At 59.8% G+C, this 13,991-nt stretch carries 13 protein-coding genes; 7 read left to right on the forward strand and 6 right to left on the reverse strand.

What is annotated here, in order from left to right; genetic code table 11:
• Positions 1-815 precede the first annotated feature (815 nt).
• Positions 816-1,739, reverse strand: coding sequence for a bestrophin family protein (locus J4G38_RS08520; RefSeq protein WP_210513605.1), 924 nt, complete (start codon positions 1,737-1,739; stop codon positions 816-818).
• Between the two features lie 407 nt (positions 1,740-2,146).
• Here J4G38_RS08520 and J4G38_RS08525 point away from each other — a divergent pair, with 407 nt between their 5' ends.
• From J4G38_RS08525 to J4G38_RS08550, 6 genes are all read left to right on the forward strand, one after another.
• Positions 2,147-2,809: a DedA family protein gene (locus J4G38_RS08525; RefSeq protein ID WP_210513604.1), complete on the forward strand. Its 663-nt coding sequence runs from the start codon at positions 2,147-2,149 to the stop codon at positions 2,807-2,809.
• 75 nt (positions 2,810-2,884) lie between these two features.
• On the forward strand, positions 2,885-3,625 hold the full coding sequence (locus tag J4G38_RS08530) for a shikimate dehydrogenase family protein (protein WP_210513603.1): 741 nt from the start codon (positions 2,885-2,887) through the stop codon (positions 3,623-3,625).
• A 266-nt stretch (positions 3,626-3,891) separates the two neighbouring features.
• Positions 3,892-4,542, forward strand: a complete 651-nt coding sequence (locus J4G38_RS08535) for an RNA polymerase sigma factor (RefSeq protein ID WP_210513602.1) — start codon at positions 3,892-3,894, stop codon at positions 4,540-4,542.
• Positions 4,532-6,268 (forward strand): porin family protein, encoded by a 1,737-nt coding sequence (locus J4G38_RS08540; RefSeq protein WP_210513601.1) that lies wholly within the window; start codon positions 4,532-4,534, stop codon positions 6,266-6,268. The genes J4G38_RS08535 and J4G38_RS08540 overlap by 11 nt, the downstream gene beginning before the upstream one ends.
• A gap of 91 nt (positions 6,269-6,359) precedes the next feature.
• The gene (gene uvrB, locus J4G38_RS08545) at positions 6,360-8,402 is read left to right on the forward strand and encodes an excinuclease ABC subunit UvrB (RefSeq protein ID WP_210513600.1); all 2,043 of its coding nucleotides are present in this window, start codon (positions 6,360-6,362) and stop codon (positions 8,400-8,402) included.
• An 82-nt stretch (positions 8,403-8,484) separates the two neighbouring features.
• The gene (locus J4G38_RS08550; RefSeq protein ID WP_210513599.1) at positions 8,485-8,964 is read left to right on the forward strand and encodes a hypothetical protein; all 480 of its coding nucleotides are present in this window, start codon (positions 8,485-8,487) and stop codon (positions 8,962-8,964) included.
• A gap of 83 nt (positions 8,965-9,047) precedes the next feature.
• On the opposite strand, the gene J4G38_RS08555 is transcribed toward J4G38_RS08550, so the two are convergent.
• The 5 genes from J4G38_RS08555 to J4G38_RS08575 form a co-directional block, all read right to left on the reverse strand.
• A complete protein-coding gene (locus tag J4G38_RS08555; RefSeq protein WP_210513598.1) occupies positions 9,048-9,422 on the reverse strand; it encodes a hypothetical protein in 375 nt (124 codons plus the stop codon).
• 302 nt (positions 9,423-9,724) lie between these two features.
• Positions 9,725-11,047: a metal-dependent hydrolase family protein gene (locus tag J4G38_RS08560; RefSeq protein ID WP_210513597.1), complete on the reverse strand. Its 1,323-nt coding sequence runs from the start codon at positions 11,045-11,047 to the stop codon at positions 9,725-9,727.
• Positions 11,048-11,159: 112 nt separating this feature from the next.
• Positions 11,160-12,704: a B12-binding domain-containing radical SAM protein gene (locus J4G38_RS08565; protein WP_210513596.1), complete on the reverse strand. Its 1,545-nt coding sequence runs from the start codon at positions 12,702-12,704 to the stop codon at positions 11,160-11,162.
• A 173-nt stretch (positions 12,705-12,877) separates the two neighbouring features.
• Positions 12,878-13,111 carry a helix-turn-helix domain-containing protein gene (locus tag J4G38_RS08570; protein ID WP_226163296.1) on the reverse strand — a complete coding sequence of 78 codons (234 nt, stop codon included), beginning with the start codon at positions 13,109-13,111 and terminating at the stop codon, positions 12,878-12,880.
• 31 nt (positions 13,112-13,142) lie between these two features.
• Entirely contained in the window at positions 13,143-13,433 is a 291-nt protein-coding gene (locus J4G38_RS08575; protein WP_210513595.1) for a hypothetical protein, read from the reverse strand.
• Positions 13,434-13,644: 211 nt separating this feature from the next.
• Between J4G38_RS08575 and J4G38_RS08580 the strand changes: the two genes are divergently transcribed.
• Positions 13,645-13,872, forward strand: a complete 228-nt coding sequence (locus tag J4G38_RS08580) for a GMC family oxidoreductase N-terminal domain-containing protein (RefSeq protein WP_210513594.1) — start codon at positions 13,645-13,647, stop codon at positions 13,870-13,872.
• The last annotated feature ends 119 nt before the right edge of the window (positions 13,873-13,991 follow it).

Below are 13,991 nucleotides of genomic sequence, written 5' to 3' on the forward strand. Positions count from 1 at the left end.
GCATCGATGATAGTACCATCATTGTCGGGGTCGCGCGTACCATCCGAAACCAAATTAGCAATAAAACTTGCCAAAAACTGAACCTTAATATTATATGTAGTACCCGGTGTAGCTCCTCCTCCATTCGTGGTAACAGCCGATTGGCGAATGAGATTAAGCTGAGCAGTCGTTAAGCTAAAAATCCGGTTGCCGCTGGCATCAGGCCCACTAGTCAGGTTAAGGGTAAGATTCTGAAAAGCAGGTGCTGTAGTACCTGCTTTGTAGACAGCGTACTGCAGCGTTACGTTGTTAAACGTGTAAACGTCGGTTCCGTCATCACCGTCAGTGGTAGTCACTTGGCCACCGTTTAACATGAGTTGGCCCGTGTTGATATCGAAGGTCCCAAGGTTAGCAGCCTGGAACTGGGGGTTAGCCCCTGCTTTAGCCGAGTAAGATGTGTTGGTGCCCGTTGCATTCGCATCAACGAAAACGCTTGAGGTATTAAGCGTCTGCGCTTGGGCGGTCTGCGAAGCGCCCAGCCCCAAGAAGATGGCGAAGAGCGGAAGTAAAGTGCTTAGGAAGCGGCGCTGTCGCAACAGCTTTTGAGTAAAGGTTAACGTGTGCATGGAAATGATTAAAAATTGAAGTAAACGAGGAATGAAACGCGAGGGGAGCGTATCGCAATGAGGCGCTATACGCAGTGCTTAAAAAAAGGGTAAGGGCTTGAGGAAAAAAATTATCAGGTTGTTGGCTAAGTACAACCAGACTGTTTTAAGTACAACAGTACAGAGGCTTAGCGGCTTTTATATCTCTTATATATGATGTTTTAATATTCATCAATGCACCACGCTGTAGGGCACGGTGGCCAGGGCTTTTTTCTCGGCGGGCAGCTCCACGCCCAACAGGTCGTGCACGCTCACCCGGATTTTGTTGGAGAGCTGGGTGATGGGCAAATCGTTGCTGTCGTAGCCGAACGGATTCTCGATTTCGTTGCCAATCATTTCCAGGCCCAGCATGGCGTAGGCCCCAATCATGGTGACGGGCACCATCCACCAGCCGCAGGAATCGACCAGCACCAAAGGCATTATCATGATGAAAACGGTGATGTAGCACTTGATGAAAAAACTGTAGGAATACGGAATCGGCGTGGCCTTAATGCGCTCGCAGGTGCCGCTCACCGACATCATGGCCAAGTAGTGCTGCTTGATATTGATGAGGTGAATGGGGTCGAAAATCTGCACCTGCCGCAATTGCTCCACGCTTTCCATAAGCACGGCAATGATGGTGGAGGCCACGCTCTCGGCCTTTTGCAGGCGCTCGATGACGTCGGGGGTGGCTTCCATCTTGTCGAAGCGTACTTTGTTGCGCAGGCTGCCTTCGAGGGCAATGGGAAAGTTGGAGATGAGGGCGGCGAAGTAGCGCCGGCTCGATTTGGCCTCGCGGGGCAGCAAGGCGTTCATTTCCATGGCCAGGCCCCGGCACTGCGACACCAACACGCCCCACACTTTGCGGCCCTCGTAGTAGCGGTCGTAAGCCGTGTTGGTACGGAACACGAGCAATAAGCTGAGCAGAATGCCCAGAATGGACAGGTATTCGCGCCCAATTCGGACGTTGAGGCTGTGAAAGTCAATGCTGACGATGGCCAGGGCCGAACCATAGAGGCCCACCAGCGCCACGCGTTTCAGCAGCAAGCGAATAACTGAAGAGGTGTGGAAGTGCACCAAGGCACGCCACCAGTCTCCTCCCTGATAAACTATCATCGAATAAGTAATTTTTGTCCTGCAACGGCGAAGGCCCTGTTGAGGTTGGGCCAATTAGAAGCGCAACGGTAACCATGCCCAAAATAGGGCGACACTGGCTGGCGTACTCGCCGCCGGCCATATCATAGGTCATGCCACTTTAGCGCTATATGGTTGCGGGTGAGGCGAATCAGGGGTGCTCGAAAACCACCAAAAACAGCCTTGCGGCCACGAATGGCCATTTTTTGGACCTTCACTGAATGAAGAAAATAAACAAATAATACCGACCCAAATACAATCAGGTCGTCAAACGGCGTGCAAAGGTACCGTATTCTGCGCCCTTACCCTAACCTGCTGGCAACTCTGTGAGCGGGCGTGAGGCAGTTTCGGCAGCAGCCGGTTTTCTTTGTGGCTCACTTACGCTCGGCATGGAACTTCTCAAGCATTTTTTCGACATTATCCTGCACCTGGATGTGCACCTCAAGCTGCTGGTGCACGACTACGGCAACCTCACCTACCTCATCCTGTTCCTCATCATTTTCACCGAAACCGGGGTCATCGTGTTTCCCTTCCTGCCCGGCGACTCGCTGCTGTTTGTGGCCGGCACCCTGGCCGCCCAGCCCAACCCCGAAACCGGCCATCCGCTGCTGAACATCGCCGTGCTCATCCCGCTGCTGATGGCGGCCGCCTTCATCGGCGACAACCTCAACTACGTCGTGGGCGATTATTTAGGCCCCAAGGTGTTTCGAGAAAATTTCAAGTTTCTGAACCGGAAGTACCTCGACCAAACGCAGGCTTTCTATGCCAAGCACGGCGGCAAAACCATCATCATGGCGCGCTTCGTGCCCATTGTGCGCACGTTTGCGCCGTTTGTGGCCGGGGTGGGCACCATGACGTACCGCTATTTTGCTTCGTACAGCATAGCCGGGGCGGCCCTGTGGGTGATTGTGCTGACGCTGGCGGGCTACTTTTTTGGCAACATTCCGTGGGTGCAGCACAATTTCACGCTGGTTATCTACGCCATTATCCTGGTATCGGTGGTGCCGCCGCTGTGGTCGTTTGTGAAAGGCAAGCTGGGCAAGCGGGCATAGGCCGGATTTGCTTGCCGCTTTGGCCTGGGCCAATGCGGATTCTTATTACACTACTATATTATAATACCCAATACTATGCGTGAATTTGGACTTATTGGCCGCACCCTCAGCCACTCGTTTTCGCAGACGTATTTCAACCAGAAATTCTATTCGCTGAGCCTGACTGAGCACCAGTACGACTTGTTTGAGCTGGCCGCGGTGAACGAGTTTCCGGCCCTGCTGGCCGCGCACCCCGCCCTGGTGGGCCTGAACGTGACCGTGCCCTACAAGGAAACCATTGTGCCCTACCTCGACGACCTGGCGCCCTCGGCCAGCCGGGTGGGCGCCGTGAACGTGATTGAGCGCACCGCCGACGGCCTGCTGCGGGGCCACAACACCGACTATGTGGGCTTCCGCGATTCGCTGCGCACCTTTTTTCCGGACCGGCAGGATGCCCGCGCGCTGGTGCTGGGCACGGGCGGCGCGGCCAAAGCCGTGGTGGTGGCCCTGCAGGAGCTGGGCATTCCGAGCTGGCAGGTGAGCCGTGACCCGCTCGGCGCCGGCCTCACCTATGATGAGCTGACGCCGCAGCTGGTGGCCGGGCACCGGCTCATCATCAACGCCACGCCGGTGGGCACTTTTCCACAGGTCGACGAGTGCCCGCAACTGCCCTACGATGCCCTCACCGGGCAGCATTACCTGTACGATTTGGTGTACAACCCCACGGAAACGCTGTTTATGACCAAAGGCAAGGAGGCTGGGGCACAGGTAAAAAACGGGTTTGAGATGCTGTGCCTGCAAGCCGAGGCCGCGTGGAATATCTGGAACGGGAAATAAGCAGTTATCAGTTAATAGTTAATAGTGAGCAGTGAGCAGTGAGCAGTGAGCAGTGAGCAATATTGTTCTGACATTGCTCACTGTTCACTATTAACTGATAACTGATAAACGCGCCCGCTTGCAACCTTTTGGCCCGGCCGGGCCTCACCTCAGCAGCAGGCCGTTCACAGGCCGGTTTTTATCAGGTTGATTCGCTTTTCTATGCTGCAGAAAATGACCCTATCTACTCGTCTTTCCCCCGCTGGCCTGGGTTATTGGCTGCCCGCATGAGCGCCGCGACGTGGTTTGCGTTCGGCGCCGATGACGTGCGACCCAACCAAACGGCCGCGGCCCCGCGCCTCACGGCCAGCCGGGGCGCGGTGACCAGCCCCCCCACCGAAGCCGAGCTGATTGACGGCTGCCTGCGCGGCCGCCAGCTGGCCCAAAAGCTCCTTTACGAGAAGTACGCCGGCAAAATGATGGTGGTGTGCCTGCGCTACGCCCAAACCACTTTCGAAGCCGAAGACGTTCTGCAGGAGGGTTTTCTAACTGTGTTTCGCACGCTGGGCAGCTTTCGGCGCGAATGTCCGCTGGAATTCTGGATTCGCCGTATCATGATTAATGCGGCCCTGCGCCAGCACCGCCGCAATGCCTCACTGGTGGCGGTGAGCGACGGCGACTACCCCGAAACCCTGGCCAGCGAAGAATTTACCCTCAGCAATTATAACTTTCAGGAGCTGCTGAAAATGGTGCAGGAACTGGCTCCGCGCTACCGCATGGTCTTCAACCTGTACGCCATTGAAGGCTATACGCACAAAGAAATTGGCGAATTATTGAGTATTACCGAGGGCACCAGCAAGTCGCAATATTCCCGGGCCCGCGTCATCCTGCAAACTAAACTGGAGCGCCTCAGTGCTCCAACCCGCCATGTCAATTAATCCTATCGACGAAAACGCTACGCCTAAAACTACCGGCAGCCTGGAGGAATTATTCCGCCACCACCTGGGGGAGGAGGCCGCCGTGCCGCCGCGCCCCATGCTGTGGGACCAGATTGACAATTCTCTGTTGATTCGGCAGAACGAAATCTATCGGCGGCGCCTCACGGCCACGCGTTGGGTGGCGGCGGCCAGCCTGCTGCTGGCCACGCTGGCCGGCACGGGCTGGTGGAGCATCCGCGATTCCCGCCTCGGCGGCACCGATATGGCCACGACCAGCGAGCCGGCCGGCTCGCAGACGCGCTCGATTGGGGGTAACAATAATGGCGCGACGGCCGGCAATAGCCCCCGCCCGAACACGATGGGATACCGGGCCGACGGGGCAACGGCTTCGGTAGCGGCGGCTGGTTCGGCCAACACCGCGGCCAGCGAGCTTTTGGGGCAGCGCAATGCAACGGGTAGCAGCACGTATTCGGCCAGTCGGTCCGGCGTAGCGGCTACTATGGCCGTGCGCCGGCCCGGTTTTGGGTCGGCAGCAGTGCGCGGCGGTTTGGAAACTGGCCTGGCCACGACTGGCCCCAATGGGGCCGGAACAATTGGAACCAGCCCGGCCGGTCCTATTGCCCTGCAAACGGCGAATACCACCACCAACATAACTAGTCAACCCATTACAGCCAGTGCTACACAAACTCCTGCTGCTGAACATGCTACTGTAAGTGCTGCCGCTAAAACGGCGGGCCAGGCTTTTGCTTCCCGCGAATCGGCCACGGCGACTGCTGCTGCCTCAACGGCGGCAACAAATGGAGCGGCGGCTGGCGGCCCCCTGGCCAGTACCGCTACGGCTGCGCCAGCGGCATCCCTCACATCGGCGGCGGCAGTAGTGGCGCCGGAGCAAATGAGCTTGCTGGCCGCCCGCTCGGCGGCGCTTGACCTGGCCAAGGCCACGGCGCTACCGAATGGCCTGGCGCCCTTGCCGCTGCCCGAGCCCGAAGCAGCTGTGGACGCGCACCGCTGGCATTATGGGGCCAGCTACACGGCAAGCGTGTTCAATCCCAACGTCAATTTTTCGCGGGCCGGCATCGCCCCCGAGTATGGCTACAACCCCGCGCTGGGCGCGGGCTCGCCGGCCCTCACCGAAGCGGCGGCCACCCAGTACCGCCAAAACCTGCGCCCCGGCCTCAGCCAGCGCATTGCCCTGCTGGCCACCCGCCACCTCACGGGCCACTGGTCGCTCGGCACCGGCGTGGAACTCAGCCAGGCCACGGCCAGGTCGGCTTCGTCGACGGCTTTTGTGGGCGAGCAGCTGCTTGATTTGGGCCAGTCCAGCACCGGGCCGATGCACACCACCGGTTTCCGCTACCGCCTGGCCAGCATTCCGGTCGAAGTGCGCTACACCAACCCCGTGAAGCGCGGCTGGAGCCTCTACGGCCGCCTGGGCGGCGTGGTGAGCGCCCTGCTGGGCGCGCGCAGCGATGTGGAAGGCAATCCGGAAGCTACCCGCACGTACTCAATCGCATCGGCGGGGATGCCGTACCGCCGCGTGCTGGGCAGCCTGCGCGGCGGGGCGGGCGCGCAGTTCCGCACCGGCACCGGCAATTGGGCCCTCACGCTGGGCCCGGTGGCCGAAATCGGCCTGACGTCGATGAATGCCCACCCGGCGCAGAGTTATTTCGCGCAGAGCCACGCCTATAGCTTCGGCCTGGAAGCCGGCATGGAGTTTGGCCGGTAATTCTCGGCTGCCCATTTTACTTCCGGCGAAACCCAAAATACCGGTTTGGGGTTAAGTTAGGCTGACCTTTTCGGCCTACCTTTCCCGTTGCATGGAGTACCAACTGACCTCTGAATTTAAGCCGACCGGCGACCAGCCCACGGCCATTGCCCAGCTTGTGCAGGGCGTGAACAACGGCGACCACGCCCAGGTACTGCTGGGCGCCACCGGCACGGGCAAAACGTTTACCATGGCCAACGTGATTGCCGAAACGGGCAAGCCGGCCCTGGTGCTGTGCCACAATAAAACCCTGGCGGCGCAGCTCTACGGCGAGTTCAAGGCATTTTTTCCGAACAACGCCGTCGAGTACTACATCAGCTACTACGACTACTACCAGCCGGAAGCCTACATTGCCAGCACCGACGTTTTCATTGAGAAAGACCTGGCCATCAACCAGGAAATCGAGAAGCTGCGGCTGCACACCACCTCCACCCTGCTCAGCGGGCGGCGCGATGTGATTGTGATTGCCTCGGTGTCGTGCATCTACGGTATCGGCAACCCGGAGGAATTTGCCAAAAACGTCATTTTCCTGAAACCGGGCATGCGCTACACGCGCAATAACCTGCTCTATCAGTTCGTGCAGATTCTGTACTCGCGCACCGAGGTGGAGTTTACGCGCGGCTCGTTTCGGGTGAAGGGCGACACGGTGGACGTGTTTCCGGCCTATGCCGACTACGCGGTGCGCATTTACTTTTTCGGCGATGAAATTGAGTCGGTGCACAAGATTGACCCGGTGAGCGGCAAGAAGCTGAGCGACGAGGCCAACGGCATTGCCCTGTACCCGGCCAACCTGTTTGTGACCGGCAAGGAAACGCTGAACACGGCCATCAAGGAAATTCAGGACGACATGGTGCACCAGCACGCCTACTTCGAAAAGGAAGGGCGCGACTCGGAGGCCAAGCGCATCATGGAGCGCACGGAATTCGACCTGGAAATGATTCGGGAGCTGGGTTACTGCTCGGGCATCGAGAACTACTCGCGGTATTTTGACCGGCGCACGCCGGGCTCGCGGCCGTTCTGTTTGCTCGATTATTTCCCCGACGACTACCTGCTGGTGGTGGACGAAAGCCACGCCACCATGCCCCAAATCCGGGCCATGTGGGGCGGCGACCGCAGCCGCAAAACCGCCCTCATTGAGTACGGCTTTCGGCTGCCCTCGGCCCTGGACAACCGGCCACTCACATTCAACGAGTTCGAGAGCATGTACCGGCAGGCGGTGTACGTTTCGGCTACGCCGTCAGATTACGAATTGGCCCAAGCGGGCGGCGTGGTGGTGGAGCAGATTATCCGGCCCACCGGCCTGCTCGACCCCGAAATCGACATCCGGCCCAGCGTGAACCAGATTGACGACCTGCTGGACGAGGTGGACAACCGCGTGAAAATGGGCGACCGGGTACTCGTCACGACCCTCACCAAGCGCATGGCCGAGGAGCTGAGCAAGTACATGGACCGCCTCGGCATCAAGGTGGAATACGTGCATTCGGACGTAAAAACGCTGGACCGCGTGGAGATTCTGCGCAAGCTGCGGCTGGGCGAAATCGACGTGCTGATTGGCGTGAACCTGCTGCGCGAAGGCCTCGACTTGCCTGAAGTCAGCCTGGTGGCCATTCTGGATGCCGACAAGGAAGGCTTCCTGCGCGACCAGCGCAGCCTGATTCAGACCATGGGCCGCGCCGCGCGGAACGACCGGGGCAAGGTGATTATGTACGCCGACCGCATGACCGGCTCGATGCAGCGCGCCATTGACGAGACGAACCGCCGCCGCGCCACCCAGGCGGCCTACAACGAAGAGCACGGCATCACGCCGCGCACGGTGCGCAAGAGCCACGCCGAAATCCTGGGCCAGACCTCGCTCTCCGACTACCGCGTACTCGACACGCAGGCCTATGCCGGCCCTGATGATGGAGGCGCCGCCCTGGCCCTGGCCGCCGAGCCCGTGGTGGCCATGATGACCCGGCCCGAGCTGGAAAAGCTCGTCAAAAACACCGAGAAGCAAATGGAAGCGGCCGCCAAGGACCTCGACTTCCTCACGGCCGCCAAACTGCGCGACGAGCTGGCCGCCCTGCGGACCATGCTCAAGGGCAAGCGGGACTAATTGGTTGGCACAATATTTCGAGTAAGGGGTCGGTAGGTGGCCCCAGTGGCCGTTTCTACCAACCCCTTACTCGTTTTTGCTGATGAATTACCGTCTACTCTGGCTGGCCCTGCTGTCGGGGCCCGTGGCACTGGCCCAACACGCCCCCACTTTTTCGGCGCTGCCCGAAACCAGCCTCACCGCTACCGTGAGCACCACCGCCGTGAGCACCGAAGCGGGCGTGCGCTACCAGTACCAGCTGGTGCATCTTGACGATGGCCGTATCTGGCTGGCACCGGCCTGGCGCGGGCAAACCAAGCTGGAACCGGCGCGCAAATTTCTGAACTATGACGCAGCCGGCGAGGTGGATGCCCTGCTGATGCAGGCCCTGAATGAGATGGCCGCCGAGGGCTGGGAACTACTGGAAATCCGCACAGTGAACCAGCCCGTGCAAGCCGTGCAAAAAGTGGAAAAGTCGTTGAAGTTCAACGACCCCAACACGCCGGTTTACACCGGCACCACTTCCATTGAAACCAGTTCGCAGACGCGCTACTTGTTTCGGCGCGCCCTGCCGCGCCCCTAGCAGCTCAATACTCCTGCAGCGTTGTAAAAAAAGCCCCCGCATGTTTGCGGGGGCTTTTTTTGTGGGCGAATACTGCCCGGCGGCTATTGATAATCCGACTTGCTTAGCTTAGCCACGACGTAGCCGGGCAGCGCATGCGTCTTATCATATTCCCGTAGCATTTCGTACAGCTCGCCGTTATTAAACCGCGAAAACTTACTGATGGCTAAGGCAACGGGCAACCCAATAAATACCACATACCCCAGCGGGGAAATGGTGAATGTGGTGGTGCCTGAACCGTTGGTGGTAGTGCCCGTTTGCGAAGATAAAATACCCAGAAACGCGCCCCCGCCAACGAGCCAGACAGCACCTCCCGTCTGCTTGCGACCAAACATGTGAACTGCCGCGCGGGCCTCTTTGTCGGTGGTGTAGCGCTGGTTGAGGTAGTCTTTGTACTTGCCCTTCACCTTGTCAGGCATAAGCAGCGGCTCTACGGCCGGAGTAGTCGCCACTGGCGGTGTGGGAGCGGCTGGGGCCTCGGTTTGGGCATGGGCTGCGGTCAGGGTGCACACGCTCAGAACGCCTACAGCAACTCGAAAACGGGTAGAAAATGTCATTAAAAACCGGTGAGAAAGGTGAGTGCAATTGCCATTTCTCCTCAAATACCGAGCGGAATCATAGCTATTGCGAAGCAAAGCTACTTGAAACAGTAGGATTGTTCCTCCTTTTTCAGCGGCGATTTTCTCCTTAAACCTGCTTCGCAAAGACACTGAGGCTATTCTTAAGGCTGGCGATACAGCACGCCGCCCTTCATCACGAGGCGGATTTGGCGCACGGCGGCCACGTCCTGGGTGGGGTCGCCGGCCACGGCCACCAGGTCGGCCAGCAGGCCGGGACGGATGCTGCCCCGGTCGGCGAGGTGGAAAATCCGGGCGTTGCCGCTGGTGGCCTGGTGCAGCACCTGCAGCGGCGTGAGGCCGTAGTCGCGCACCAGCTGCTCCATTTCGCGGGCGTTGTCGCCGTGGGCAAATACGCCCACGTCGCCACCGAAGGCCAGCGTGACGCCGGCTTTCAGGGCGGCTTCCATGCTCGCGTGTTTCTGCTGGATGCGCAACGGGACCGGGTCCTGGCCTTTGTGCCAGCCTTTGTATTGGGCCACGGCATCGGTGGCCGCTACGGTGGGGCACAGCGCTACGCCGCGCTGCTTCATCAGCTTGAAGACTTCCAGCGTGCCATTGTCGCCGTGCTCAATGGTTTCGACGCCGGCCAGGATGGCGCGGCGCATGCCCTCGGGCGTGACGGCGTGAGCCACCACACCCCGCCCAGCGGAGCGCGCCGTTTGAACAATCAAGGTTAATTCTTCCTGCGAAAACGTGGGCTGGGCCGTGCCATCAATGCCCCAGCGGTAGTCGGCGTAGACCTTGATAACATCAGCGCCTTTGCCGATTTGCTCCCGCACGGCCCGGATGATGCCGTCCACGCCGTCGGCTTCCTGCGCACCCTGGGGCACGTTCTCATCCACCGACAGCTTGGGGCCGTAGCTGCCCGTGGCCACCAGGGCGCGGGTGGCCACCAGCAGGCGCGGGCCAGAAATAATGCCTTCGTCGATGGCTTGCTTCAGGCCCACATCGGCGTAGCTGGCCCCTTCGGTGCCCAGGTCGCGGGCGGTAGTGAAGCCGGCCAGCAGCGTGCGCTGGGCGTGCACCGTGGCCCGCGCCACCCGCAGGGCCTGCGACTCCAGCAGCACCTGGTCGTTCCAGAGTTTCTCATTATAAGGGTGCAGCAGCAGGTGCGAATGGCCTTCAATCAACCCCGGCAACAGCGTCAATCCCGGCAATTCAAGCAGTCGGCCCCCAGCCGGCAGCGCCAGCTGAGCCGCTGGGCCAGCGGCCGAAATCTTGTCATTTTCGACCAGCACGGCCCAGCCCGGATGCAGGTCCTGCCCATCGAACACCGCGGCAGGGCGGAGCAGCGTAGCCCCCGAAACGACGGGCGCGTGGGCGGGCTGAGCCGCCCCGCGCAACGACCAACCCAGCAGCAGCGCCAGGCACCAGACACGTACGAGCCCGGCATATCGCCGCCGGCAGGGAGTAGATAAGAGCATAGCGAAAGCGCGGCCGGCCGGACAAAGCGCCGCTTGACGAAGCTACTCTCCCCAGGCCCACCAACCCGCACGACGCCCGAATATTATCAGGGTGTGCACTCTTCCCTCGTGTTTACTGCACTAACGCCGCCGCCCTCGTTTTCTGCAGGTAAGCATTGGGGTTGTGCTCCATGGCGCCCGCTGGCAGCCAGGGCAGCCATTCGCCCAAATCCTTTTCAATAATCTGCCGATAAAATGCCGGCAGTTCCTGCGACTGCCCCTCGAAATAATCCCGAAAAGGGCGGTTATGCACCAGGTTCCGGCGCACCTGCCGGAAGAAGCGCAGGCGGCCGAACCCTTCCGAAGACACTGCCCGCATGGTATTCATCCACTTGGCCGCCCAGGTGGGCGAGGCGGCGTGGCGCCGGTAAATGGCCTTTGGGGAAAACGTATAAGCCGTCAGGTCGATGACTTTGTCGTAAAAATCCACCCAGCCGTAGTTCTGCGGCTTCACGTTCATGGACAAGTGGTTGTTCAGAAAATGAAAGGGAAAGGGCAGCACCCGATTATTCTGCTGATAGTCGAGGTTGAGCGGGGCCGCCTCGCCAAACGCGCTGAGCAGGGAGTAACCGGGGAAGGCGGCCGGCGCCAAATCCACAAACCGCTTGGTGAGCTCAAATGGCTCGTCGCCGGAATCACTGTCCAGTCCCAGCACGAAATTGGTTTGCACGTAGGGCACGTACTTGAACATCAGGTTGACGTGCTCGGCGATGCGCTCCACTTTCTCGGCCCCGGCCATGCGGGAAGTGCGCGACTTGTTGCCCAGTTCGTACCACGACTCCACGCCCGGCAGCAGGGCTTCAAACCCATGCTGGTTCAGCACTTTCAGGTGGTCTTCGGTGAGAATGGACAGGCTGCTTTCGGCCATAAAGCGGAAGCTTCCCAACGGCGCAGCGGACGCAATGGCATCCATGGTTTCGCCAAAGCGCACCCCGAAATTCGGGTCGTGCCAGCCCACCACGGGCCGCTTGAACTTAGTGAGCAAAAACCGCAAATCGTCCTTGATAACGTCCACGCTCAGCGGCTGATAATCCACCGTGGCATCGATGCAAAATGGGCAGGTGTACGGGCAGCCCACGCTGCCAATCATGGGCACCATTTGCAGTACGGGGGCTTTTTTCAGCGTTGGGGCAATGAATTTCCAGCGCTCCTGCACGCCCGGCAACTGCGCCGGCTGCCGCCCCGCCGACAGGTGCTTGCCCTCGGGCCGCTGCGGCTGGCACTCATCCAGCACTTCCTGAATGGTGGCCTGGTGCGTGAAGCCCAGCACGTAGTCGAAATACCGCACCGCATCGTCGGGGTAGCAGCGGGCGTGGGGGCCGCCCAGCACCGTCACGGCGCCCTGGCTGCGGAAATAATTGCTGAGCGCATAGCCCATCAGGGCGGCCTGGGTGAAGGCGCTGATGAAGACGAGGTCGACTTTCGGGGGCAGTTCCTTGCGCAAATCCTCCTGGCCGGTGTAGCAGATAAGGGTCACGTCGTGTCCCGCCTGCTCGCACCAGGTAGCCACCACCTGGGGCATGATGCTGGCCAGATTAGCGTGCATGGCACGGGCCCAGAGCGTGGTAGTTGGCCCCTTGCAGACCAAGTCGATAATACCGATTGTGAGTTTTGCCATGGGCGTTGACCGATAGATGGAGGTGTATTGACACCGTTAATATATCGGCTTAATTCGACACTAGGCGTTGGACCTCAACGGTAAGAAGGTTGCCCGGTGTTCCCGCTGCCGAGCTTAATTTGCCAGGCCCGCCGCACTGCCCCCGTAAGTGGAAAAAAACCTGGTTGCGGTTTTCAGGCGGCCAAGCCTTGCCGGGAGGCCGCAAAATACGCGTATTTGAAGTGCCGGAGTAGCGCCGGCAGCAGGCGTTCGCCGCTGCATCCGCGAGGCTGGACGGTCATCAGCCGCCGATTCAGCTCGCCCGGCGTGTGGCCGGCCAGCTTCTTCACGATGCTGATGAAGTGGCTCATGCCCTGAAAGCCGGTGCGAAAACACACATCCGTGAGCGTGTTGCGCGGGTCGAGCAACGGCGCGTTGACAGTTTTTATTTGCTCCTGCTCAATGTATTCCAGGGCTCAGGCCGAACTCGTTCTTGAAGCAGCGGAAGAAATTTGGATTGCTCATGCCGGCCGGCCAGCTGCGCAATTGTGAGTGGCTCGCGGAGGTGCTGCTTGATGTATCCTGCCACATGCGCCAAGCAGCGCGGGGGGGTTCGAACGAAGCTTCGGGCAAATCCACGGCCAGCTGCTCAGCCACCGGCGGCACAAACACCACGCCCGGCCCCAAGGCAAACGTGGGCCGCTCGGGCCAGCGCAGCACCTTGCGCCCACTCAGCATCATGGCTACCATGGGCCGGCCGCGTTTAGCTACTTGATACGATTCACCGGCACAATGAGACTATCGGCATACCGTGCCGGGTGAGTAAGCACCCACTTTTAGCAGGCAATGAAGCTGTTTAGGAATTCACCAGAACGGCGTAGAGACGCATATTTGCGTCTCTGCATCCTCGAACTGAATTTCTAAACAGCTTCAATCTCACTCAACTATTTCCGGCACTGGCATGACCTACGAAGAATTTAACATCGCCCTCGCCAAAAATACGGCCGGAGCCATCAAGCCGCCGCAGATTTTGCAGCTCTCCGGCATCAGCAACGCGGAGGAATTGAAGGCGCTGGGTATTGATGTGGTGGCCGGCGTGGGCAAAAACCCGCACAGCCACCTGCTGGCCACCGTTATGCACGATACCAGGCAGCCCGTTACCGCGCCCAGTTATCAGCGGCTGATATGATTAAGCAGGGTGCGCAATTGGCCGCGCCAGCGCACGTTCGTGCTGAAATGGCTACGGCTTAGCAGCGTGTTTGTAGAGACGCAAGTATGCGTCTCTACAACAGTCAATTTTTTTGCCCA

It is taken from the genome of Hymenobacter terricola (assembly GCF_017921975.2).
Classification (GTDB): Bacteria; Bacteroidota; Bacteroidia; order Cytophagales; family Hymenobacteraceae; genus Hymenobacter; species Hymenobacter terricola.

Coding starts and splice junctions, on each gene's coding strand:
- J4G38_RS08520 (WP_210513605.1), bottom strand. CDS start 1,739: ATGATAGTTTATCAGGGAGGAGACTGGTGGCGTGCCTTGGTGCACTTC.
- J4G38_RS08525 (WP_210513604.1), top strand. CDS start 2,147: ATGGAACTTCTCAAGCATTTTTTCGACATTATCCTGCACCTGGATGTG.
- J4G38_RS08530 (WP_210513603.1), top strand. CDS start 2,885: ATGCGTGAATTTGGACTTATTGGCCGCACCCTCAGCCACTCGTTTTCG.
- J4G38_RS08535 (WP_210513602.1), top strand. CDS start 3,892: ATGAGCGCCGCGACGTGGTTTGCGTTCGGCGCCGATGACGTGCGACCC.
- J4G38_RS08540 (WP_210513601.1), top strand. CDS start 4,532: ATGTCAATTAATCCTATCGACGAAAACGCTACGCCTAAAACTACCGGC.
- uvrB (WP_210513600.1), top strand. CDS start 6,360: ATGGAGTACCAACTGACCTCTGAATTTAAGCCGACCGGCGACCAGCCC.
- J4G38_RS08550 (WP_210513599.1), top strand. CDS start 8,485: ATGAATTACCGTCTACTCTGGCTGGCCCTGCTGTCGGGGCCCGTGGCA.
- J4G38_RS08555 (WP_210513598.1), bottom strand. CDS start 9,422: ATGCCTGACAAGGTGAAGGGCAAGTACAAAGACTACCTCAACCAGCGC.
- J4G38_RS08560 (WP_210513597.1), bottom strand. CDS start 11,047: ATGCTCTTATCTACTCCCTGCCGGCGGCGATATGCCGGGCTCGTACGT.
- J4G38_RS08565 (WP_210513596.1), bottom strand. CDS start 12,704: ATGGCAAAACTCACAATCGGTATTATCGACTTGGTCTGCAAGGGGCCA.
- J4G38_RS08575 (WP_210513595.1), bottom strand. CDS start 13,433: ATGGTAGCCATGATGCTGAGTGGGCGCAAGGTGCTGCGCTGGCCCGAG.
- J4G38_RS08580 (WP_210513594.1), top strand. CDS start 13,645: ATGACCTACGAAGAATTTAACATCGCCCTCGCCAAAAATACGGCCGGA.